The sequence below is a fragment of the Georgenia sp. H159 genome, assembly GCF_035607575.1.
Lineage (GTDB): Bacteria > Actinomycetota > Actinomycetes > Actinomycetales > Actinomycetaceae > Oceanitalea.
Genome location: NZ_JAYDZY010000019.1, coordinates 1 through 21,776, shown reverse-complemented (window position 1 = coordinate 21,776; position 21,776 = coordinate 1). Strand labels below are relative to the sequence as shown.

Annotated in this window: 20 protein-coding genes and 1 riboswitch; of the genes, 2 read left to right on the top strand and 18 right to left on the bottom strand. The window is 74.5% G+C overall.

Translation table 11 applies throughout. The features are described from left to right. Positions 1-172: 172 nt before the first annotated feature. From VR894_RS18465 to VR894_RS18435, 7 genes are read right to left on the bottom strand one after another with little or no spacing between them, the layout of a single operon-like run. Positions 173-3,127 (bottom strand): DEAD/DEAH box helicase, encoded by a 2,955-nt coding sequence (locus tag VR894_RS18465; RefSeq protein ID WP_324653920.1) that lies wholly within the window; start codon positions 3,125-3,127, stop codon positions 173-175. Continuing rightward, entirely contained in the window at positions 3,124-4,056 is a 933-nt protein-coding gene (locus VR894_RS18460) for a diacylglycerol/lipid kinase family protein (protein ID WP_324653919.1), read from the bottom strand. Before VR894_RS18460 ends, VR894_RS18465 begins: the two co-directional genes overlap by 4 nt. Continuing rightward, on the bottom strand, positions 4,053-4,853 hold the full coding sequence (gene tatC, locus VR894_RS18455; protein ID WP_324653917.1) for a twin-arginine translocase subunit TatC: 801 nt from the start codon (positions 4,851-4,853) through the stop codon (positions 4,053-4,055). Before tatC ends, VR894_RS18460 begins: the two co-directional genes overlap by 4 nt. 9 nt (positions 4,854-4,862) lie before the next feature. Continuing rightward, positions 4,863-5,180, bottom strand: coding sequence for a twin-arginine translocase TatA/TatE family subunit (tatA, locus tag VR894_RS18450; protein WP_324653916.1), 318 nt, complete (start codon positions 5,178-5,180; stop codon positions 4,863-4,865). A gap of 29 nt (positions 5,181-5,209) precedes the next feature. Continuing rightward, entirely contained in the window at positions 5,210-5,536 is a 327-nt protein-coding gene (locus VR894_RS18445; RefSeq protein WP_324653914.1) for a hypothetical protein, read from the bottom strand. Then, positions 5,533-6,504: a helix-turn-helix transcriptional regulator gene (locus tag VR894_RS18440; RefSeq protein ID WP_324653912.1), complete on the bottom strand. Its 972-nt coding sequence runs from the start codon at positions 6,502-6,504 to the stop codon at positions 5,533-5,535. Before VR894_RS18440 ends, VR894_RS18445 begins: the two co-directional genes overlap by 4 nt. Beyond that, the gene (locus tag VR894_RS18435) at positions 6,497-7,468 is read right to left on the bottom strand and encodes a helix-turn-helix transcriptional regulator (protein WP_324653910.1); all 972 of its coding nucleotides are present in this window, start codon (positions 7,466-7,468) and stop codon (positions 6,497-6,499) included. Before VR894_RS18435 ends, VR894_RS18440 begins: the two co-directional genes overlap by 8 nt. A 242-nt stretch (positions 7,469-7,710) precedes the next feature. Here VR894_RS18435 and VR894_RS18430 point away from each other — a divergent pair, with 242 nt between their 5' ends. Further along, positions 7,711-8,826 (top strand): DUF3866 family protein, encoded by a 1,116-nt coding sequence (locus VR894_RS18430; protein WP_324653908.1) that lies wholly within the window; start codon positions 7,711-7,713, stop codon positions 8,824-8,826. Between the two features lie 111 nt (positions 8,827-8,937). On the opposite strand, the gene VR894_RS18425 is transcribed toward VR894_RS18430, so the two are convergent. From VR894_RS18425 to VR894_RS18385, 9 genes are all read right to left on the bottom strand, one after another. Next, positions 8,938-9,390, bottom strand: a complete 453-nt coding sequence (locus VR894_RS18425) for a PH domain-containing protein (protein WP_324653907.1) — start codon at positions 9,388-9,390, stop codon at positions 8,938-8,940. Then, positions 9,387-10,229 (bottom strand): ATP phosphoribosyltransferase, encoded by an 843-nt coding sequence (gene hisG / locus VR894_RS18420; RefSeq protein WP_324653906.1) that lies wholly within the window; start codon positions 10,227-10,229, stop codon positions 9,387-9,389. The genes VR894_RS18425 and hisG overlap by 4 nt, the downstream gene beginning before the upstream one ends. A gap of 21 nt (positions 10,230-10,250) precedes the next feature. Beyond that, the gene (locus VR894_RS18415) at positions 10,251-10,514 is read right to left on the bottom strand and encodes a phosphoribosyl-ATP diphosphatase (RefSeq protein WP_324653904.1); all 264 of its coding nucleotides are present in this window, start codon (positions 10,512-10,514) and stop codon (positions 10,251-10,253) included. Positions 10,515-10,599: 85 nt separating this feature from the next. Continuing rightward, positions 10,600-11,607 (bottom strand): ABC transporter substrate-binding protein, encoded by a 1,008-nt coding sequence (locus tag VR894_RS18410; RefSeq protein WP_324653902.1) that lies wholly within the window; start codon positions 11,605-11,607, stop codon positions 10,600-10,602. Positions 11,608-11,638: 31 nt separating this feature from the next. After that, a complete protein-coding gene (locus VR894_RS18405) occupies positions 11,639-12,502 on the bottom strand; it encodes an ABC transporter permease (RefSeq protein ID WP_324653900.1) in 864 nt (287 codons plus the stop codon). Between the two features lie 84 nt (positions 12,503-12,586). Continuing rightward, a riboswitch (FMN riboswitch) is annotated at positions 12,587-12,710 on the bottom strand. Positions 12,711-12,804: 94 nt separating this feature from the next. After that, positions 12,805-13,464, bottom strand: coding sequence for a ribulose-phosphate 3-epimerase (gene rpe / locus VR894_RS18400; protein WP_324653898.1), 660 nt, complete (start codon positions 13,462-13,464; stop codon positions 12,805-12,807). A gap of 59 nt (positions 13,465-13,523) precedes the next feature. Beyond that, positions 13,524-15,203: an RsmB/NOP family class I SAM-dependent RNA methyltransferase gene (locus VR894_RS18395; protein WP_324653896.1), complete on the bottom strand. Its 1,680-nt coding sequence runs from the start codon at positions 15,201-15,203 to the stop codon at positions 13,524-13,526. Further along, entirely contained in the window at positions 15,200-16,141 is a 942-nt protein-coding gene (gene fmt / locus VR894_RS18390) for a methionyl-tRNA formyltransferase (RefSeq protein ID WP_324653894.1), read from the bottom strand. The genes VR894_RS18395 and fmt overlap by 4 nt, the downstream gene beginning before the upstream one ends. 53 nt (positions 16,142-16,194) lie before the next feature. Beyond that, a complete protein-coding gene (locus VR894_RS18385; RefSeq protein ID WP_324653891.1) occupies positions 16,195-16,836 on the bottom strand; it encodes an HAD family phosphatase in 642 nt (213 codons plus the stop codon). 115 nt (positions 16,837-16,951) lie between these two features. On the opposite strand from VR894_RS18385, the gene VR894_RS18380 reads away from it, so the two are divergent. Next, positions 16,952-18,022 (top strand): YeiH family protein, encoded by a 1,071-nt coding sequence (locus tag VR894_RS18380; RefSeq protein WP_324653889.1) that lies wholly within the window; start codon positions 16,952-16,954, stop codon positions 18,020-18,022. Between the two features lie 200 nt (positions 18,023-18,222). Here the strand turns inward: VR894_RS18380 and VR894_RS18375 are convergent, their stop codons facing one another. Together VR894_RS18375 and metK are read right to left on the bottom strand one after the other, a co-directional pair. Further along, complete coding sequence (locus tag VR894_RS18375; protein ID WP_324653887.1) at positions 18,223-20,253, bottom strand: primosomal protein N'; 2,031 nt, start codon at positions 20,251-20,253, stop codon at positions 18,223-18,225. Positions 20,254-20,328: 75 nt separating this feature from the next. Continuing rightward, positions 20,329-21,534, bottom strand: a complete 1,206-nt coding sequence (gene metK, locus VR894_RS18370) for a methionine adenosyltransferase (RefSeq protein WP_324653886.1) — start codon at positions 21,532-21,534, stop codon at positions 20,329-20,331. Positions 21,535-21,776: the final 242 nt, after the last annotated feature.

Sequence of the window (21,776 nt, the reverse complement as noted above, 5' to 3'; positions counted from 1 at the left end):
CGAACCTAACGGCCCGGCGCGACGGCATCAAGCCCCTGACGTCGCAGGTCAGAGGCATGGATGCAGGTCAGCAGTGGTGGCGCGAACATTCCGCTCCGGCGCCCTCTCGGCGTGTCGCCGTGGCGTGTCGTCACCGGCGTGGTGGAAGTACGGAAACGAGGCGTGAGTTGTCTCACACGCTGGACCAGGCGACCACACCGCGACGCACGAGGTCGATCGCGCGCCGCGCCGTCCGGCGGCCCTCCGGGTCGGGCGCTGCCGTCGCCAGCTGGTCCAGCACGTCGAGCACCTGCTTGCACCAGCGCACGAAGTCGCCCGCCCCCAGCTCGGTGCCCTCGAGGACCGAGTCGAGGGCCGCGCCGCGCGCCCACTGGTGCACGGCGGGGACGATGCCGGCGTCGACGGGCTCGGTGAGCTGGACGCCGTAGTGCGACTCGCGCTCGGTGACCTCGTCGGAGACCCGGACGGTCGCGCGGACGGCCTCGCCCAGGGCGCCTCCCCCGGCGGCCCGCGGAGAGCTGGCCGCGTCGGTCCGCGCGGAGTAGACGACGGTGGAGACGACGGCGGCGAGCTGGGCGGCGTCGAGCCCCCGCCACAGGCCGCGCCGCAGGCACTCCGCCAGGACGAGGTCCTTCTCGGCGTAGAGCCGCGCGAGCCAGCGGCCGTTGTCCGTGACGGCGAGGTCGGTCGTCCCGGGGTCGGGCAGCGGCTCCTCGCCGACGGGCGCCGGCGAGGGGACCGCACCGTCGGTGGGCTCGGTAGCGTCCACACCCAGGGCGATGCCGTCCGGGCCGACCGGCACGTGGTGGTCCACCGGCCCGTGGGCCGCCTCCTCGAGGTAGCCGAGCTCGGTGAGCAGGGCGCAGACCTTGTCGAAGTCGCGGGCGATGGACGAGGTGCGGTTCTCGATGCGCTGCAGCAGGCGCTGGTGCTCGTCGTCGAGGGTCGCCCACCGGTTGGCCCAGCGGGCGTGCTCCTCGCGGTCGCTGCACCCGTGGCACGGGTGGGCGCGCAGTGCGCGGCGCAGCTCGTCGATCTCGTCCTCCGTCCCGGTGCGGGCCCGGGCACGCCCGTCGTCCGCCACCGGCGGCGCGGCCGTCTGGACCGCGCTGCGCAGGCGAGCGGCGAGGTCGCGCCGCTGCCCGGCGTCACGCAGGTTGGCGTGCTTGGGGATCGGCACGGTGGCGATCGAGGTGGCGCCCCGCGGCAGCTCGGCGGTGGTGAGCGTGCGGACGCGTGGCTCGGGCGTGAGGACGCGCACGATCGGGGAGTCCAGGCGGTCGGCGTCCACGTCGAGCACCAGGGCCCACAGCGTGCGCCGTCCCCGGCGGTACTCCAGGACGTCGCCGCGCCGGACGGAGGCGAGCGAGGCGTGGGCGGCACGCCGGGCCGCGACCGACCGCTCGCGGGAGTGGTCCTTCTCCAGCTCGCCGATGCGCCGCCGGATCCGCGCGTACTCGCGGAAGTCCCCGAGGTGGCAGGTCATCGCCTCGGCGTAGCCGGCGAGGGCCTCCTCGTTGCGGCGGGCCTGCCGCGCGAGCCCGACGACACCCCGGTCGGCCTGGAACTGCGCGAAGGACGTCTCGAGGATCTCCCGCGCCTGCGGGTAGGCGACCGCGCCGAGGAGGTTGACGGCCATGTTGTACGTCGGGTGGAAGCTCGAGCGCAGCGGGTAGGTGCGGCGGGACGCCAGGCCCGCGAGGGCGCCCGGGTCGACGTCGTCGCGGTACAGGACGATGGCGTGGCCCTCGACGTCGATGCCGCGCCGCCCCGCACGTCCCGTCAGCTGGGTGTACTCCCCCGGGGTCAGCGGGGCGTGGGTGGTGCCGTTCCACTTGTCGAGCTGCTCGAGCACCACCGAGCGCGCCGGCATGTTGATGCCCAGCGCCAGGGTCTCGGTCGCGTAGACGACCTTGACCAGCCCGGCGGCGAAGAGCACCTCGACGGTCTCCTTGAAGACGGGCAGCAGCCCCGCGTGGTGGGCGGCGACGCCCCGCTGCAGGGCCTGGGACCACGCGTGGTAGCCGACGACCGCGAGGTCCTCCGGAGGGAGGGCCGAGCAGCGCTCCTCGACGATCTGGGCGATCGCGCGTGCCTCGGTCGAGGTGGTCAGCCGGATGCCCGAGCGCACCGTCTGCTCCACGGCGGCCTCGCAGCCCGCCCGGGAGAAGATGAAGACGATGGCCGGGAGCAGGCCCTCCTCGTCGAGCCGCTCGACGACCACCGGTCGCGCGGGCGGGCGGACCTGGCCGAACCGCATCGGCGGCCGGCGCCGTCCCCGCGGCTCGCGGCCGCGCCGTGCGGGCGCGGAACCGGTGTGGCGGGCACGCCGGACGGCCTCGAGCAGGTCGGGGTTGATGGGCGGGTTCGGTCCCGGGTCCGTCGGGTCGACCCGGGCGCTGTAGAGGTCGAGCACCCGGTTGCGGACCATGACGTGCTGCCAGAGCGGGACCGGGCGGTGCTCGGACACGATGACGGCGGTGTCCCCGCGCACCATGGAGAGCCAGTCACCGAACTCCTCGGCGTTGGACACGGTGGCGGACAGCGAGACGAGCCGGACGTCCTCGGCGAGGTGGAGGATGACCTCCTCCCACACCGGTCCCCGGAAGCGGTCGGCAAGGTAGTGGACCTCGTCCATGACGACGTAGCCGAGGTCGCCGAGGGTGGCCGACCCCGCGTAGAGCATGTTGCGGAGCACCTCGGTCGTCATGACGACGACCTGGGCCTCGCCGTTGATCGTCGTGTCCCCGGTGAGCAGGCCCACCCTGTCCGCGCCGTGCGCCGCGACGAGGTCGGTGTACTTCTGGTTGCTCAGCGCCTTGATCGGCGTCGTGTAGAAGGTCTTGCGGCCCGTGCGCAGCCCGAGGTGGACGGCGAACTCGCCGACCACCGTCTTCCCGGCGCCCGTCGGTGCCGCCACGAGCACGCTGCGGCCCTCCTCGAGCTGCTCGCACGCGTCGCGCTGGAAGTCGTCGAGCTGGAAGCCGAGGCCGGCGGCGAAGGTGGCGAGCTCGGTGCGCTCGGCACGGGCCCGACGGCGCGCGGCCGCGTAGCGCTCGGCGGGACTGGGCTCGGCCACCAGGGACTCCGGAGCGGGCTCGGTACGGCGCTTGCGTCGTGGGCTCACGCCTCGACTGTAGGCGCCAGGACCCGCAGCGCGCGCGGGTGGACGTCGCACTGGAGCGGGAGCGCCGCGAGGCGTTCGCCGTCGACGATCGCCACCGGAGGGTTCGCTCCCAGCGGGGTGCACGGCTCGATCCGCACGCTGCGGACGCGCCGGACCTGGACGGCGGGATGGTGGACGTGGCGCCCGGAGAACAGCAGCGGGAACAGGCGCACGACGGCGTGCCGCGGCAGGCCCCTGGCGGTGACGAGCTCGAGCAGGCCGTCGTCGGGCACGGCGTCGGGCGCCACCCTCATCCCGCCCCCGAAGAGCGGGGTGTTGGAGACGGTGACGAGCGTGGCGTCCTGCTCCCAGGTCTCGCCGTCCGCGGTGATCCGGAACCCGTAGGGGCGGAACGCGGACAGCTCGGCGAAGATGGCCCGGACGTAGCGACCGCCGTCCCGGGGCCAGCGCAGCCTGGCGGCGTGGTCGGCGACGGCGGCGTCGAGGCCGGCGCACAGCGAGCTCACGTACCAGCGGCTCGCCGCCTCCCCCGGTGAGCTCACCGCGACCGCGTCGATGAGCCGGCCGCCCGTCCCGAGGGTGTCCTGGAGGACGCTCACCGACGCCGCGACGTCGTGGACCGGCAGGCCGAGGGCGGTGGCGATGTCGTTGCCCGAGCCGACGGCCACGACGCCCAGCGGCACCCCCGTGCCGACGACGACGTTCGCACCGAGGTGGACCATGCCGTCGCCCCCGACGACGACGACGGCGTCCAGTCCGTCGGCGAGGGCGGCACGGGCGCGGGCGAGCCCCTCGGCGAAGTCGCGGCCGGTGAGGTCGAGCGCCTCCCGGCCGGTCGCCGTGATGCCGGCGAGCACGTCGGCCCGCGCCCGTGCCGCCCGGCCGTGGCCCGCCGTCGGGTTGCAGACGACCCCGACGCGGTCGCTCACGCCTCCGGCCCGAGGAGCTCGGCGTCCCGGGCGGCCAGCCGCCGGTCGACCCTGCGGTCGTGGAGTGCGGCGATCCCCACGGCACCGAAGTAGAGCGCGCACATCGGCAGGGCCAGAGCGATCATCGTCCACGGGTCGGGGGTCGGGCTGGCGATCCCCGCGAAGATGAAGATGAGCAGCACGGCCCAGCGCCACCCGGCCAGCAGCGTCCGTGCGGACACCAGCCCGAGCGCGTTGACGAGCACCATGAGCAGCGGGAGCAGGAAGGCGATCGCGAACGCGAGGATCACCCGCATGACGAAGCGGACGTAGTCGGTGGCCGGCATGTAGTTCAGGGCGCCCTCGGGCGTGAACTGGATGAGCACCCGGATCGCGTTGGGGAGCACCAGCCAGGCGAGCACGGCGCCGGCCAGGAAGAGCGGGACCCCGGCCACGACGAAGAGCAGGCTGCGCCGCTTCTCGGTGCGGGTGAGGCCCGGGGCGATGTAGGCCCAGACCTGGTACAGCCACCACGGGCTGGCGATGAAGGTCGCCACCCACAGCGCGACGCGGACGCGCATGTCGAAGGCGGCGGCCGGTGTGGTGAAGATGAGGGCGGCCGTGAGCGCGGCGTCGTCGACGGCCAGCACCGGCGCCTGGAGCGCGTCGAAGACGGGCGTGTAGAGGAACCAGCCCGGGACGGTCATGACCGCGACCCCGGCCAGGGCGAGCAGCACCCGACGACGCAGCTCCCGCAGGTGCTCGACCAGCCGCATCCGGCCCTCGGGGTTGCGGGCTCGCCCCTTCCTCAGTGCCACGCCGACCGGCTATCGCTGGTCGGTGCCGGTGCCACCACTCGGGCCGGGCGCCGGAGCCGACGGTGGTGGCGTGCTACCACCGGGCGGCGGGGTGCCTCCGGGCTGGTTCGTGCCGTGGGGCTGCTGCTGGCTGGTGCCGTAGGTCTGCTGCCCGTCGTCGCCACGGGCTGCGGTGCCGTCGTCCTCCCGCAGCTCGGTGACCTCCTTCTTGAAGATCTTCAGCGACTTGCCGATGCTGCTCGCCACGTCCGGCAGCCGCCTGGCGCCGAAGATGATGACGATGATGAGGACGATGATGAGGATCTGCCACAGTGATGGGGGTCGCATGACGTGCCTTCGGGTCGGGAACCTTGAGTCTACGCGCGGGGGGCCGAGGTCAGGCCGAGCCGCCGCCAGCGGGCGAAGGCCGCCGCGGCGCGCACGTGACGACGGTGGCGCCGCTCGCGCAGGTTCTCCGCCCGCCGGTGCCGGGCCTCGGCGATGACGCCGGGCGCAGCGAGGTAGGCGGGGACGATCGGCGGCGGTGGCTCGCTGCCCGTCACGGCTGACAGCCGCTCCCCCAGCACGGACAGTGCCTCCAGCTCGGCGAGCAGCACCTTACCCTTGCGCCACAGGCGCAGGCCGAGGAGCGCGAGCAGGGCGAGCGCCGCGATCACGAGGACGAGCCAGAGCCACCAGGTCATGAGCCCGAGGATAGGTCCTCGTAGGCCGCCAGGGCGTCGGCGGCTCGCGTGGCGACCGCGGCGGCGAGCTCCGGCGGGGCGACGGCGCGGACATCCGGCCCCAGCCCGAGGACGACGTTGGTCAGCCACGCCGGGTCGGCCACCCGCAGGCGCACCCGCATGCCGCCGTCGGGCAGGTCCTCGTGGCCGACCACCGGTACCCGTTCGGCCAGCCACCGGGCGCGCGGTGCGAGCTCGAGCTCGGCGAGGAGGTCGTCCTCGGCGAGCTCCGGTTCCGTCGTGCGGCCGGTTGCCTCGGGCGGGTGCACGGCCGGTGTCCCGAGCACCGCAGCCGCCAGCACCCGGTCGAGGCGGAAGTGACGCAGCCCGTCGACGCGGTGGCACCACGCCCGCAGGTACCAGGCGCTGCCGTCCCAGACGAGCTCCAGCGGGTCGACGTCCCGCTCGGTGACGACGTCGGCCGCCGACACGTAGCGCAGGTGGAGCTGCCGGCCCTCGGCCATCGCCTGCCGTGCCGGGGCGAGGGCGGCACTCGCGTCGCTCACGTGGACGTCGACCGCCTCCGCGGCCCGAGCGGCCTCCCCCGCGGCCGCGGTGAGCTTGGCCGTCGCGCTGCGCAGCACGTCGTCGTCGATGCCGCCGTCGGCGCTCAGCGACTCCAGCGGCCGCAGCGCGACGAGGAGGGCGAGGGCCTCGTGGACGCCCAGCCGCAGCGGCCGGTCCATGCCCCGCGGGTTGGTGAGGGTGAGGACCTGGCGGTCGTACTCGTCGGCGGCGAAGTCGATGAGGTCGTCCGGCAGGTAGCCGGGCGTGCCGGTGACCCACAGCAGGTTGACGTCCGCGATGACCTGCTCGGGGCTGACGGCGAAGTGCGCGGCGACGTCCGCGACGGGCACCCCGGGGTGGTCGCCCAGGTAGGCGATGAGCGCGAGCAGCCGGGTGAGGCGCTCGCCTGTCGTCTCAGCCACGGGGAACCTCCCCCAGCGAGGCGACGGCCCGCAGCCGCTGCAGCACCGACTCACGCAGCTCGGGTGGGTCGATGACGAGGACCGCGGCCCCGTAGGAGGCGATCTCGGCGGCGAGGGAGGCGTCGTCGTCGGTCTCCACGACGATGACGTCACGCCCGTCGCGCTCCCCGCGTCGCTCGACCGCCCGGGCCCGGAGCGCCGCACCCCGCTCGGGGAGGACCGCGAGGACGGCCTGGACGCCAACCCCCGCGCCCACCGCGAGCAGGCTCTGGGCGTCGTGCTCGGGCACCTCGAAGGCACCGGTCGGGCCGGTGGTCCGGACGGTGCCGACCACGCGGGAGAGCCGGAAGACACGCGGGGCGTCGCGGTCGACGTCGTGCCCGATGAGGTACCAGCCGCGGTCGCGGGACAGCAGCCGCCAGGGCTGGACGTGGCGCGTGGCCTCCCGGCCCGTCGAGCCCGTCCGGTAGGTGAAGGTGACCGCCTGACGGGCACCGATCGCGTCGAGCAGCGGCCCCAGCGCCGTCTCCGCAGGCTGCAGGCGCAACGCGACACCGAGGTGCGCGTCCGGCTCCGCGCCGGCAGCGACCGCCCGCAGCTTCGTCAGCCCGCGGTGGGCCGAGCCGTGCAGGTGGGCGTCCTGCCACACGGTCGCGGCCAGCGACAGCACGCCGATCTCGGCGGCCGTGAACGTGACCTCGGGCAGGGAGTAGCCGGCCGTGTCGAGGCGGTAGCCGACGGCGTCCTCGTGGACGGGGTCCACCTCGGTGATGATGGGGACGCCGAGCTGCCGCAGGAGGTCCTTGTCGCGCTCGAACATCCGCTCGAAGGCCACGTCGTTCGCGGCGTCGCGGTACCCGTTGACCGACGCGCGGACGTCGGACCTGGTGAGCCGCCCCTGCGCGTGCCTGAGCGCGATGAGGAGGTCGAGCAGTCGCTCGGCCGGGTCGACACGCGTAGCCACGGGTCACACGGTAACCGCTGACCAGGCGGAACGCGGGACCCGCCGACCTGCGGCGGCGTCGCCGGCGGGAGGTCCCGGGCCCTCCTGCCGGGTCGCGGCGACCCGCCGGACCCGCTCGGACGCACGGTCCCGACGGCGACCCCAGTGGGCACCCGCCGGTGACCGTCGGCCCGGTCGGCACGGAGCGGCCGGAGGCCCGCCGGACTGCGCCCGCCCGGGTGACGCGCGGTAGCGTGCGCTGGGTGATCTCCTGGCGCGACGGTGTGGTGAGGGCGGTGCGCGGCTCGTGGGCCGGCGCCGTCGAGCTCGAGGTCGAGCTGGACCGCCCGGCCGGTGGGCTGACCGCCGTCCGCGCGCTGGCCTACACCGACGTCGTCGGGGAGCCGCGGGAGGGCGACCGGGTGACCCTGACCGTCTCCGCGCTCGTGCGCGGGCTGGGCACCGGTGGCTACGCGATGGTGGTCGCCCTCCCCGACCGGCTGCCCGCCGACCCGGCTCCCGGGCCGGGGCACGTCGTCAAGGCCCGGTACACGCCACTTCAGCCGATGGTGCTCGGGGTCGACGAGCAGGAGTCGCCCTGGCACGACCGGTTGCGCGACGCCGACGACGTCGCCGGGCTGGCCGTCGTCGTGGCGGACCTCCACTCGGCGCTGCCGGCCGTGCTCGCGGGCGTGCGCGCCGGCGCCGAGCGTCTGGGACGCCCCGCGCCGCGGGTCGCGTACGTGATGACCGACGGCGGGGCGCTGCCGCTGGCGTTCTCCCGCTCGGTGGCGACGCTGCGCGAGGCGGGCTGGCTCGCGGCGACCGTCACCGCCGGGCAGGCCTACGGCGGTGACCTCGAGGCCGTCGGCGTACACACCGCCCTGCTCGCTGCCCGGACGGTGGTCGAGGCCGACGTCGTCGTCGTCACGCAGGGCCCGGGCAACCTCGGCACGGGCACGAGGTGGGGCTTCTCGGGTGTCGCGGCAGGCGAGGTCGTCAACGCCGCGGCGGTGCTCGGCGGCCGGCCGGTGGCTGCCCTGCGGGTGTCGGAGGCGGACCCACGCGAGCGGCACCGGGGCGTGTCGCACCACAGCACGACCGCCTACGGGCGGGTCGCCCTCCGGCCGGCCGACGTCGTCGTGCCCGACCTGGGCGGCGCGGGCTGGGAGCGCGTCCGGGAGCAGGCGGCGGCGCTGTGCGAGCCGGTGGGCCGCCACCGGCTCGTCGAGGTCCCGGCCCACGGGCTCACCGAGGCCCTCGCCGCGTCCCCGGTCCGGCTGTCGACGATGGGTCGCGGCCTCGATGAGGACCCGGCCGCGTTCATCGCCTCCGCCGCGGCGGGGGTGCACGCCGCCCGGCTCGCGCTGGAGGCCTGACCGGTCGGGGGGAGCTCCCGCCCCGTTGCAGACCTGACCGGTCGGGGGAACCTTCCGACCCGTGCGAGCCTGACCGGCAGCCTCCGCGCCGGCGCGGGACGTCCGACCCGCTCAGCCCGGCTGGCCGGGCTCGTGGAGCTGGACCAGTGCCGCGAGGCGGCCGGCCTCGCGGCGGCCGTGGTCGCCGTCGGCGGACTGCACGGCCATGACCGCCAGCGTGGTCCCGTCGGAGAGGTCGAGCTGCGCCCAGGGGCTGTTCGGGCCGAAGCGCACGGAGACGACCTGTGCCCAGTCGAGCCGGCGGACCCGGATGAAGTTCCGCACGGTGATGCCGGTGTCGTCCGGGACGGCACGCACGGCCGCCTGCCGGAAGCACAGCCACGCGAGAGCGGCGGCCGTGACGGTGAAGCCGACGACGTCCGTCCAGGGCATCTCGAGCCGGTTGACCGCCATGACGAGCAGCAGCGCCGGCAGCGCGAGCACGCTGAGCACGAACAGGACCGAGGCCACCCACCGTGCCGCCCGGGGACGGAACGGCCGCAGCAGCTCGGCCGGGATGCTCACAGCCGCGACGCGTGGATGGACGTGACGATGATCGCGCGCGCCCCGACGGAGTACAGCTCGTCCATCGTCCGGTGGGTGTCCTCCCGCCGCACCATCGCCCGGACCGCACGCCAGTTGCCGTCGTGCAGCGGGGACACGGTCGGGGACTCGAGACCGGGCGTCACCGCCACAGCTCTGTCGACGTGCTCGACGGGGACGTCGTAGTCCATGAGGACGTACTGACGGGCGACGAGGACGCCCTGGATCCGGCGGTCGAGGACCGCGACGGCGTCGTCCTCGGGCCGGCTCGCGGGACGGATGAGCACGGCCTCGGACTGGAGGATGGGCTCGCCGAAGACCTCCAGCCCCGCGGCGCGCAGCGTGGAGCCCGTCTCGACGACGTCGGCGACGGCGTCGGCGATGCCGAGCTGGACGGAGGACTCGACCGCGCCGTCGAGGTGGACGACGCTCGCCTCGATGCCGCGCTCGGCGAGGTAGTCACCCACGAGGACGTCGTAGCTCGTCGCGACCCGCTTCCCGGCGAGGTCCTGGACCGAGCTCACCGTGCCCTCCGGGGCGGCGAAGCGGAACGTCGAGCGGGCGAAGCCGAGCGCGCGGTGCTCGACCGCCGACGTCCCGGAGTCGAGGAGCAGGTCACGGCCGGTGATGCCGACGTCGACGGTGCCGTGCCCGACGTAGACGGCGATGTCGCGGGGCCGGAGGAAGAAGAACTCGACGTCGTTGTCCGGGTCGGGCAGGACGAGCTCACGATCGCGGCGGCGGCGGTAGCCGGCCTCGGCGAGCATCTGGGTGGCGGGCTCGGACAGCGAGCCCTTGTTCGGGACGGCGATGCGCAGCACGGGTTCTCCGGGTCGGTCTGGTCAGAGCTTGCGGTAGACGTCCTCGAGGCTGACGCCCCGAGCGAGCATGAGGACCTGGACGTGGTACAGCAGCTGGGAGATCTCCAGCGCGGTGGCGTCCTCGCCCTCGTACTCGGCGGCCATCCACACCTCGGCGGCCTCCTCGACGATCTTCTTGCCGATCGCATGGACCCCGGCGTCCAGCTGGGCGACCGTCCCGGAGCCCTCGGGTCGGGTGTCTGCCTTGTGCCGCAGCTCGGCGAAGAGGTCGTCGAAGGTCTTCACGTTCCTCAGGATAGGCCCCCGGGCTCCGTGCCCGCCGACGCGTCCACGTCCACGCCGGCGGCGGGCTCCCCGGCGTGGCGGGCGGTCAGCCGGCGCCGAGGTGGTCGTTGGTGACAGCGGAGCCCACCTCGACCGTGCCCTCGAGCAGGCCCTGGTCCGCCATGAACGCGGCCATCTCCTCCCACCGTGCGAGGTCGCTCGCACCGTCGGCCGAGCCGTAGAGCGGGACGGTGGCCTCGACGGTGGCCAGCGCCGCCTCGTGTGCCGCGGGGTCGGTGAGGCCGGGGACGTGCTCGGCCGCGATCTCGACGGCGCCCGCGGGGTCCTCGATGACGTCCCGGACCCCGCGAAGGGTCGCGGCGACGACGGCGGAGGTAGCGCCGTCGTCGTCGGCGAGGAGGTCCGCGTGCGCGCCGATGCCGATGCCGACGAGGGGTGCGCCCTCGAGCGGGATGGTCCGCACGTCCAGCCCGGCCTGCGCGAACTGGACGGCGTCGTTGTTGGCATAGCCCATGACGGCGTCGACGTGCCCGGCGGACAGCGCCGCCTGCTGGGTGAAGCCGATGTGCTCGACGTCGACGTCCTCCTCCGTGAGCCCGGCGCCGTCGAGGAGGGCGAGCAGCCCGAAGTACGTCTCCCCGAACGGGCCGGGGATGCCGACGGTGTGGCCGGGGAGGTCGGCAGGTGAGGTGATGTCGGAGTCGGCGGGCACGATGAGCACGACGGGGTACTCCTCGTAGAGGGTGGCGACGTTGACGACGGGCACGTCGGCGGAGCGGGCCTGGAGCATCTCGTCGCCGCCGGCGACGACGAGGTCCTCCTCCCCCGCCTCGAGCGCCCCGAAGAGCGACTCCGAGGCGCCGTGGTGGCGCAGCGTGACGTCGACCCCCGCGTCCTCGTAGTAGCCCTTGGCCTCGGCGACGTAGAAGGGCGCGAACTGGACGTCCGGCGTGTAGGTGAGGCCGATGACGCGCTCGGTGGCGGCGGCGTCCATCTCCTCGGCGGGCTGGACACCGGCATCACCGCACGACGCGAGGACGACGGCGGAGGTGGCCAGGACGACGGCGGTTGCGGCGCGGCGGGTGGAACTCATCGGGTACTCCTCGTGGTGCTGCGGGTGGGACTCATCGGGTACTGCTCGTGATGCTGCGGGTGGCACGCCGGACGGCGAACCTGGGTCGGACGGTGGGGCCCTCGGTCACCGCGAGCCGCTCGACGACGCGCAGGGCGGCGTACATCGCCACGGCGAGGACGGACAGGACGGCGAGGGTGGCGAACAGGCCGGTGGTGTCGGCGGAGTTGGACTGGACCGACAGGACCATCCCGAGCCCGCGGCCGCCCATGACGAACTCCCCGACGACGGCACCGGTCACCGAGAGGGTGAAGCCGTTGCGCAGCCCGGTGAGCAGGGTCGGCAGGGCCATGGGGACCTCGATGTGGCGCAGCATCGTCCACCCGTCGGCACCGTCGAGGCGGGCGGCGTCGACCACCTCCGGGTCGAGGGTGCGCAGCCCGAGGATGGTGGCGAGCAGGATCGGGAAGAAGACGAGCAGCGCGCACAGGAGCACGATGGGCAGCAGCCCGTAGCCGACCCAGATGACGAGCAGTGGCGCCAGGGCGACCGCGGGCAGCGCCTGCGACGCCGCGACGTACGGCTGCAGGCCCGCGGCGGCCCAACGGTTGCGGGCGATGAGGTAGCCGAGCGGGAAGGCGACCGACGTCCCCAGGACGCTGCCGAGCACCGCCTCCACCCAGGTGACCCAGGTGTAGCCGAGGAGTCCGGTGCTCAGGTCGGACCAGAGGCGGGCCGCGACGGCGGACGGTGCGGGCAGGAAGAAGGCGGAGACCAGACCGGCACGGCTCACCGCCTCCCACGCGAGCAGGACCGCGACGCCGAGCACGACCGGCGTGAGCAGGACAAGGCGGCGGGTCCGACGGTGGGCTGCCAGGGTGCGCGCGAGCGACGGCGTGCGCCGTGCTGCCTCCATGGTCGTCCCTCCGGTCCGCTGCGGCGTGGACCGGGGTCGCCGGACGCGTGTGCGTCCGCGGCGCGCACCGACGTTCGGTGCACGCCCGTGCATCCTCCCATCCGGACTTTCACCGTCGGTCCCGGAGTTCCACCAGGTCAACCGCCTCGGAAGGCGGGTCGCGGACTGTCACCGCCGGTTCGGAATCTCACCGACCCCGGAGCACGTTCTTGCAGGCTCAAGTCTGCCACACGCGCAGGTATTCCCGGGATGGGCCCGGCCGGCGCGCCGCTCGCCGCGCAGCGCCGGTCCGTGCGCGCCGGTCAGCGAGCGGCCTGGGCGAGCTCGCGGAGGGCGCTGACCTCGGCACCCGGGTCCTCGGCCCCGTACACGGCCGAGCCGGCGACGAACGTGTCGGCACCGGCGCGGGCGGCGACGGCGATGGTCTCGCGGGAGATCCCCCCGTCGACCTGGAGCCAGACGTCTCGGCCGGTGGCGTCGATGGCCCGGCGCGCGGCGGCGATCTTCTGCGTGGTCGCCTCGAGGAAGCGCTGGCCGCCGAAGCCGGGCTCGACCGTCATGACCAGCAGCATGTCGAGCTCCTCGAGGTACTCGAGGTAGGGCGTGATGTCCGTCGTCGGGCGCACCGCGATGGCCGCTCGGGCGCCGGCGGAGCGGATCTCCCGGGCCAGGCGGATCGGGGCCACCGACGCCTCGGCGTGGAAGGTGACCGAGGCGCAGCCGGCCTCGGCGTAGCCGGTCGCCCACCGGTCGGCGTCCTCGATCATGAGGTGCGCGTCGACCGGCACCGGGCTCGCGGCGACGATGCGCTCGACGACGGGCAGGCCGACCGTGAGGTTGGGGACGAAGTGGTTGTCCATGACGTCCACGTGGACAAGGTCCGCGCCAGAGATCCGGGCCAGCTCGCCCGTGAGGTCGGCGAAGTCGGCGTTGAGGATGCTGGGAGTGATGCGTACGGCCACGAGCCCGAGCCTACCCGGCACGGGTGCCGTCGCCCGCCCGCGAGTCCGGTGGCCGCCCGCTACCGGTCGCGGCGGATGAGGGAGAGGAACATCGCGTCGGTGCCGTGGAGGTGGGGCCACAGCTGGACGTCCGGCCCCTCGCCGAGGGCGGGGACGTCCGTGCCCGCCGCCTCGGTCAGCGCGGCGCGCGCGTCCAGGCGGGTGAGGTCGTCCCGACCGCGCAGCACGTCGGCGACGACGGCGCTCGTCTCGGCCAGGTGGGGCGAGCAGGTGACGTAGGCGACGACGCCGCCGGGACGGACCGCCTGGAGGGCAGACTCGAGGAGCTCGCGCTGCAGGGTGGTGAGCACGGGCAGGTCCTCGGGCCTGCGTCGCCACCGGGCCTCCGGTCGCCGGCGCAGGGCGCCGAGGCCGGTGCACGGGGCGTCGACGAGCACCCTGTCGTAGAGACCCGGTTCCTCGGCACCGACGTCGCGTCCGTCACCCGTCCGGACCTCGATGCTGTCCCGCGGGAGACCGGCGGCGGACTGCCGGACCAGCCGCGCGCGGTGGGGGGCGACCTCGTTGGCGACGAGGTGGACGCCCCGCTGCGCGGCGACCGCCCCGAGCAGGGCGGACTTGCCGCCGGGTCCCGCGCACATGTCCAGCCACCGGCGCTCCTGCGGTGGACCGTCGTCGGCGGACGTCACCGGGGCGGCCGCGAGGGCCAGCGCGACGAGCTGGCTGCCCTCGTCCTGAACGCCGGCCCGCGACTCACGGACGGCCGGCAGGGCGGCGGGGTCGCCGGCCGGAAGACGCAGCGCGGTCGGTGCCCACCGGCCCGGGGTGGCGTCCTGGCCGAGCGTGCCGCCGACCTGCTCGACGAGCTCGTCGGGAGAGATGAGGCCGGGTCGGGCCACGAGGGTCACCGAGGGCGGGGCGTTGTCGGCACGGAGCAGCTCGGCGAGCTCGTCGGCCGGGCGACCGTGGGACCGCAGCGAGGACCGCATGGCCCGCACCACCCACGCGGGGTGGGACTCGACGACGGCCAGCCGCGCGCCGTCGTCGTCGGTCTCGGACGCGAGCTGCGCCAGCCAGGCGTCGAGGTCCTGGCGGCCGACGGCGCGCAGGACGGCGTTGACGAAGCCCGAGGGGCCCTGGCCGACGCGGGCACGCACGAGGGCCACCGTCTGGGAGACGGCGGCGTGCGGCGGGACGCGCATCCCGAGGAGCTGGTGAGCGCCCAGGCGCAGGAGGTCGAGCACCGGTGGGTCGATCTGCTCGAGGGGACGGTCCTTGGTGCACCGCGCGAGGATCGCGTCGTAGCGGCCACGCAGCCGCAGGGTGCCGTAGACGAGCTCGGTGGCGAAGGCGGCGTCGCGACCGGTGAGTCCTCGCTCGCGGAGCACCTTGGGCAGCACAAGGTTCGCGTACGCGTCGCTCGTGGCGACCGCCTCGAGCGTGTCGGCGGCCGCGGTCCGCGCGGCGTCCGGGCCCTCCGCGCCGCCGCGGCCTCCGGAGCGGCGCGCGCCGCCCGGGCGGTGGGCGTTGCGGTTCCCCGGCCGTCCCCGGTCGCTGGGTGCCCCGGCAGCCCGCCGCGGCCCGCCGCTCCCCGGTCGGTCGCCGTTCCCCGGTCGGTCACCGTTCCCCGGTCGGTCACCGTTCCCCGGTCGGTCACCGTCCCGGGGCGCGCCGTCGCGCCGCTGCCCCCGCGGACCTCTCCCCCGGTGGTCCCGGTCCGCCGGTTCGTGCCCGCTCATCGGGCATCCACGCCGAGGCGTGCGTCCTCGTTCAGGCGCGCGCCGCGCGCCCAGTCGGCTGCGGGCATCCACGAGCGTCCCGCGGGCGCGACCCGTCCCAGCGCGACCGCACCCTGACCTGTCCCGACGAGCACGTCCTGCTTCCCCGGTCGCAGCGCGCCCGGCGCCAGGTCGGTGATGTCGGTGCGGACCCGGACCGGGCCGAGCTTGAGCCGGGAGCCGTCCGGCGCCGTCGTCCACGGACCGGGGGCCGGGGTGGTACCCCGGACGAGGCGGTCCACGGCGGCGGCCGGCGCCGCCCAGTCCACCCGGGCGTCGGCGACCTCGAGCCGCGGCGCCTGGCTCACGCCGTCGGGAGGTTGTGGGACGGCCACCGCCGTGCCGGCCTCGAGCGCGTCGAGGGTGGCGAGCAGCAGCGGCGCGCCGGACTCCGCGAGCCGCGCGAGGAGGTCGCCGGCCGTGTCCCCGGGTCGGACCGACTCGGTGAGCGTGCCGAGCACCGGGCCGGTGTCCAGGCCCTCCTCGATGCGGAACGTCGTGGCACCTGTGACATCGTCGCCGGCGATGAGGGCGTGCTGCACGGGGGCGGCGCCCCGCCACGCCGGCAGCAGCGAGAAGTGGAGGTTGACCCACCCGTGCGCGGGGACGTCGAGCAGGGCGGGCGGGATGAGGGCGCCGTACGCGACGACGGGAGCAGCGTCCACCTTCAGCGCCCGGATCTGGTCCTGCACCTCGGGATCGCGCAGGGTCCGTGGGGTGAGCACCTGGAGCCCCTGCTCCGCCGCCCACGCCGCCACCGGGCTGGGGTGAAGTGTGCGTCCGCGGCCGCGGCGGGCGTCCGGGCGGGTGAGGACGGCGACGACCTCGTGCGAGGACTCCACGAGGGCGCGGAGGGAGGGCAGGGCGACCTCGGGGGTGCCGGCGAAGAGGAGGCGCATGATCGTGAAGTCTAGGTCGCGCGGCGGGAGGGACCTGTCCGGGTGGCGAGCGGTCAGCTCACCGCGACGGGCAGGCCCACCTCGCTGAGGTCCCGGCGCAGTCGGGCGGCGTCGGTGAAGTGGAGGGCGACGAGGCCGGCATTCGAGGCGGTCTCGATGTTGGCAGGCGAGTCGTCGGTGAAGACGGTGCGGGCGGGGTCGAGCCCGAAGCGCTCGATGAGGAGCCGGTAGATGGCCGGGTCGGGCTTCGCGAGCCCGACCTCACCGGAGACGAGCACGTCCTCGAGCCGGTCGATGACCGGCGCCGAGCGAGCGGCCTCGTGGAAGGTCTCGGCCGACCAGTTCGTCAGGCCCAGCACGCGGATGCCGGCGTCAAGGAGCTCGTCGACGATCTCGGTGGTGCCGAGCACGGGGCCGCCGAGCGACCCGGCGAAGTTGGCGATGTAGTGGTCGAAGTCAGGCACGCGGTGCGGGTGGGTGGCCATGAGCGCTGCTCGGGCGTCGGCGTTGGTGCGGCCGGCGTCCTGCTCGTGGTTGAAGGTGGGGAAGTCGATCTCCGCGGCGAAGGCATCGAACTCCTCGCGGGTCCACCGGCCGGCAAAGGCGTCGTAGGGGTCCCATCTGACGAGGACCTTCCCCAGGTCGAAGACGACGGTGGTGATCGTCGGCCGGTCGGCCGGGCTCGCTGACTGCACGCTCGATGCCTTTCGGAGGGGACGGCTCGACCCTAGACGATCCGCCGGCCGGACCCGCCTGCCGGTGCCCGACGGCGATTCGCCCGCTCGGGCCGCGACGGCGGATCATGGCACCATGCCCGCCTCAGCAGCCGACACGCCCGCCCGCACCTCCGCTGCCGTCGCCACCTGGCGGGCGCGGCTGCCGGGCCTGGCGGCGGCGGTCGCGCTGGCCCTGGTCGCGACTGCGGTCGGGACGGCGCTGCCGATGGTCGGGGGGCCGGTGAGCGGCGTCGTCCTCGGTGTCCTCGTGGGCGCGTTCCTACGACGCCGCCCGCGGACGCGCACCGCCCTCGGCCCCGGTCTCAGGGTGGCGAGCAAGCTCGTGCTGCAGATCGCCGTCGTGCTCCTGGGAGCGCGGCTGTCCCTGGCCCAGGTCGCCGAGGTCGGTCTGGACTCCCTCCCGGTAATGCTCGGCACCGTCGTCGTCTGCCTCGCCGGCGCGGCGGTGCTCGGACGCCTGCTCGGGATCGACGGCGAGCTCCGGGCGCTCATCGGCACCGGGACGGCCATCTGCGGAGCCTCGGCGATCGCGGCCGTCACCCCGGTCCTGCGCGCGTCCAGCACGAACGTCGCCTACGCGCTGTCGACCGTGTTCGCGTTCAACATCGCCGCAGTTCTCCTGTTCCCGCCGCTCGGTCAGCTCCTCGGCATGAGCGAGGAGGCCTTCGGTCTGTTCGCCGGGACAGCGGTCAACGACACCTCCTCGGTCGTGGCCGCGGCGACGACGTACGGCCCGGTGGCGGCCGACTACGCCGTCGTCGTCAAGCTCGTCCGCACGCTGCTCATCATCCCCATCGTCGTCGGACTGGCGGTGCTCGTGGCACGCCGGGACAGGAGGTCTGCGGGGGAAGCCGGCGCGGTGCGCTCCCGCCCGTCGGTCCTCCGGCTGGTGCCGTGGTTCCTCGTCGGCTTCCTGATCCTGGCGACGGCGAACAGTCTCGGAGCCGTCCCCGACTCGTGGCACGGGCCGCTGGCGACAGCGGCGACGTTCCTCATCACGGTCGCGCTCACCGCGATCGGCCTGTCGACCGACCTGCCCGCCCTCCGCGCCGCCGGGCTCCGCCCGCTCGCCTTCGGTGGCATGCTCTGGGTGCTGGTCACCGGGAGTGCGCTCGCGATCATGGCGGCGACCGGGATGCTCTGACGGGACACCGCGGAGCCGGCGTGCGCTGCATTCCGACCGCGAGGGATTGCGGACAATCCTGCGCTTTGTGGGAAGGGGTGCGCCGGCGGAGGCCGCTGTGCTCGACACAACTCCGCTCTCGGCGACCGGGGGGCTCACCGTCCCGGGCGGTCGTGCTCGACACAACTCCGCTGTCGGCGACACATGGGGGCGGGCGGTGCTCAGAGCTCGGTGGGGTCGACCTGGATGCGGATGGAGTCGGGCTCCTTGTGGGCGCTGCGCACCGCGGCGGCCTGGGCCAGCGCACGGGTGAGCCGGCTGCCCTGCGCAAGATCCGCGCGGACGAGCGCCTGGACCTCCTCCTCCGACCACGGGACGGGGCCGAGGACCTCGGCACCGTCCGGGCGTTCGAGGTGCCGCAACAGGCCTGCCACGGCCCGGGAGGTCCCGCGGATCGCCGCCATCCGGGTCGCGGGAGGTAGCTGCAGCTCCTGACGCTCGGCCAGCTCACGCTCGGCGAACCCCGCGGGGTCCCACCTGACGAAGGCCTGCGCCGGGATGGGGGCCGGGTTCCCGAGGAGCATGACCCTGCCCCCGGCGGATGCGGGGCGCACCAATGCGGCGGCGGCCATCCAGCGACGCAGCGCCTCGGCGGGGGCGGCGAGCTCCTGCCGGCCGGACACGGCGGCCGCGTCGAGGAGGAGCGCACCCTGGTAGCCGCCGCGAGCGATCGGCTCGGCACCGGGCGTGGCGACGACGACGCGGGGCCGGTCGTCCACCTCGCGCACGACGCCGTGGTCGGCTCGCGCCCCCGACAGCACCACCGGGACCTTCGGGAAGGCGCGTCCGAGCTCCTCGGCGGTACGCGCCGAGCCGACGCGGGCGGCCCGCAGGGTGCTGCCGCCGCAGGTGGGACAGGCCCAGGTTCGGTCGGGGCGTCCGCACCAGCGGCAGGACGGCACGCTGCTGCGCCCGGAGAGCTGGATGGGCCCGTGGCACTCGCGGCACCGGGCGGGCTCCCGGCACGTCTGGCAGGCGACGACGGGCAGGTAGCCGGCCCGCGGCACCTGGACCAGCACCGGCCCGTTCTCCAGAGCGGTGTTGACCAGGCGCCACGCGGGCGTCGGGATGCGCGCTGCGGCCGCCGGTCCCTCACGCGCGAGGTCGAGCTCCCCTGGCGCTTCCACACGCGGCGTGCGGGCCCGGACCGTGTCACGGGACGCCATGACCGATGCGGCCCAGCCCGTCGCGACGAGGAGTCCGGCCTCCACGCTGCGTGACCACCCGCCCAGCAGGAGTGCCGCGTGCTCCTGCGCCGAGCGCAGGGTGAGCACCTCGCGGGTGTGCGGGTAGGGGGCGCGTGGCTCGGCCAGGAGGTCGTCGCCGTCGTCCCAGCACACGAGCAGCCCGAGCCGCTTCACGGGGGCGAATGCCGCTGCGCGGGTCCCGACGACGACGCGGGCCTGGCCCGTCAGCGCTCGCAGGAAGGCGCGGTACCGCCGGGAGGGGCCGTGGTCGGCCTGCAGCGCGACGACCGGCTCCCCCGGCAGCTCGCCCTTGAGCACGTCGACGATCTCCTCGACGTCGGGCGCGGCCGGGACGACGATGAGGACTCCACGCCCCGAGGCGAGAGTTGCGGCGCAGGCCTCGGCGATGGCGGCGAACCGGTCCGGGGCACCGGAGCCGTGCTGGGGCAGTGGCGACCACACCGCTCGGGGCGACTCCCCTGCCGCGAGCCGGCGGACGTAAGCGGGGCCGCCGACGTAGTCGTCCCACGCTGTGCCCGGGAGGTGTGCGGCGGTCATCCCGGTGCGGTCGGCGGCCGCTGCGTCGAGGACGGCCTTCTCGGTGGTGGCGTGGCGAGGTGGGACCGCGAGCCGGACGACGTCCATCAGCGTGCCCGCGTACCGGTCGGCGACGGCGCGGCACAGAGTGGCGACCTCGGGGCTGAGCACGGGGACGGAGGAGACGACGCGACGCAGCGGCGCGAGGGTGCCGTGGTGGTCGGTGGTGGCCGCCCGCTCGAGGACGTAGCCGGCGCGGTCCTTGCCCGCGAACCGGACGGACACGCGGGTGCCCGGCTGGGCGGCGTCGTCGTGCTCGGGCGTGACGCGATAGTCGAAGGGACGGTCGAGGTGCGGCAGCGGGACGTCGACCGCGACCCGGGCGACGGGCAGCTCGACGCCGGCGGCCTCGGCCCCGGAGACCGTGCGCACGCCGGACGTGCCGTCGAGGAGTGTCGGCTGGTGCACCTGTCTCACCTCCGCTCCCATCCCACCACTCGCCGGTGACACACGGGTGCCGTCCACAGGCCCTGCCGGTTCCGCTCAGCCGACGGCGCGGCGCAGCTCCTCGACGCGGTCGGTCCGCTCCCAGGTGAAGCTCGGCAGCTCGCGACCGAAGTGGCCGTACGCGCTGGTGTCCCGGTAGATGGGGCGCAGCAGGTCGAGGGCGTCGACGATAGCGGCGGGCCGCAGGTCGAAGACCTCACCGATCGCGGCGTTGATCCGCTCGACGGGGACCGTCTCGGTGCCGAAGGTCTCGACGTACAGCCCCACGGGGTGGGCCTTGCCGATCGCGTAGGCGACGTGGACCTCGCAGCGCCGGGCCAGGCCGGCAGCGACGACGTTCTTGGCGACCCATCGGGTGGCGTAGGACGCCGAACGGTCGACCTTCGATGGGTCCTTGCCGGAGAACGCCCCACCGCCGTGACGTGCCATGCCGCCGTAGGTGTCGACGATGATCTTGCGTCCCGTCAGGCCGGCGTCGCCCATCGGTCCCCCGACGACGAACTGGCCGGTCGGGTTGACGTAGAGCGTGTGCCCGGCCGTGTCGAGCTCGGCCGCGTGCTCCTCGAGCACAGGTGCGACGACCTCGGCTGCGACGGCGGACCGCAGCCACTCCGCGGTGACGTCCGCGTCGTGCTGCGTTGAGACGACGAGAGAGTCGAGTGCGACCGGCCGGTCACCGTCGTAGCCGATGGTCACCTGGGTCTTGCCGTCCGGGCGCAGGCCGGGGACGATCCCCTCCTTGCGTACCCGGGCGAGGCGTTCCGCGAGGCGGTGGGCGAGCCAGATGGGCAGCGGCATGAGCTGCGGGGTGTCGTCGCTGGCGTAGCCGACCATGAAGCCCTGGTCCCCGGCGCCCTGCTCGTCGAACTGGTCGCGCCCCTCCCCTGCACGGTTCTCCCACGACTTGTCGACGCCGCTGGCGATGTCGGGCGACTGCTGGCCGATCGAGACCTGCACCCCGCAGGAGTGGCCGTCGAAACCGATCGAGGACGAGGTGTAGCCGATGGCGTTGACCTCGGCGCGCACGATCTGCGGGATCTCGACGTACGCGGAGGTGGTGACCTCACCGACGACCGTCACCAGACCGGTCGTCACGAGCGTCTCGACGGCGACGCGGGCGTCCGGGTCCTCCCGGAGGATCGCATCGAGGATGGAGTCGGAGATGCGGTCGCACACCTTGTCGGGATGGCCCTCGGTCACCGACTCGGAGGTGAACAGGCGGAGGCGTGGGTTGGAGGTCACCGCCCGATCCTAATGGCCATGCAGTGGGCGTCCCGCGGGCACGTCGCCGGCCGCGCTGGTCGTGGACGGTTCTCCTGTCGGTGGGCAGGGGTGTGCCCTGGAGGGTGGGTCAGGGTCAGTCGGGGCCGTGGGCGGTGAGGAGCCAGCCGTTGCGGTCGTGGAAGTATGAACCGTCACGGCTTCTCTGCCGCTTCTATGCGGGTTGCGGCTCTTGGTTGACTGCAGCGTAGTGGGCTTGCTCG

Coding starts and splice junctions, on each gene's coding strand:
- tatA (WP_324653916.1), bottom strand. CDS start 5,180: ATGCGACCCCCATCACTGTGGCAGATCCTCATCATCGTCCTCATCATC.
- VR894_RS18445 (WP_324653914.1), bottom strand. CDS start 5,536: ATGACCTGGTGGCTCTGGCTCGTCCTCGTGATCGCGGCGCTCGCCCTG.
- VR894_RS18410 (WP_324653902.1), bottom strand. CDS start 11,607: ATGAGTTCCACCCGCCGCGCCGCAACCGCCGTCGTCCTGGCCACCTCC.
- VR894_RS18405 (WP_324653900.1), bottom strand. CDS start 12,502: ATGGAGGCAGCACGGCGCACGCCGTCGCTCGCGCGCACCCTGGCAGCC.
- VR894_RS18395 (WP_324653896.1), bottom strand. CDS start 15,203: ATGAGCGGGCACGAACCGGCGGACCGGGACCACCGGGGGAGAGGTCCG.
- fmt (WP_324653894.1), bottom strand. CDS start 16,141: ATGCGCCTCCTCTTCGCCGGCACCCCCGAGGTCGCCCTGCCCTCCCTC.
- VR894_RS18380 (WP_324653889.1), top strand. CDS start 16,952: ATGCCCGCCTCAGCAGCCGACACGCCCGCCCGCACCTCCGCTGCCGTC.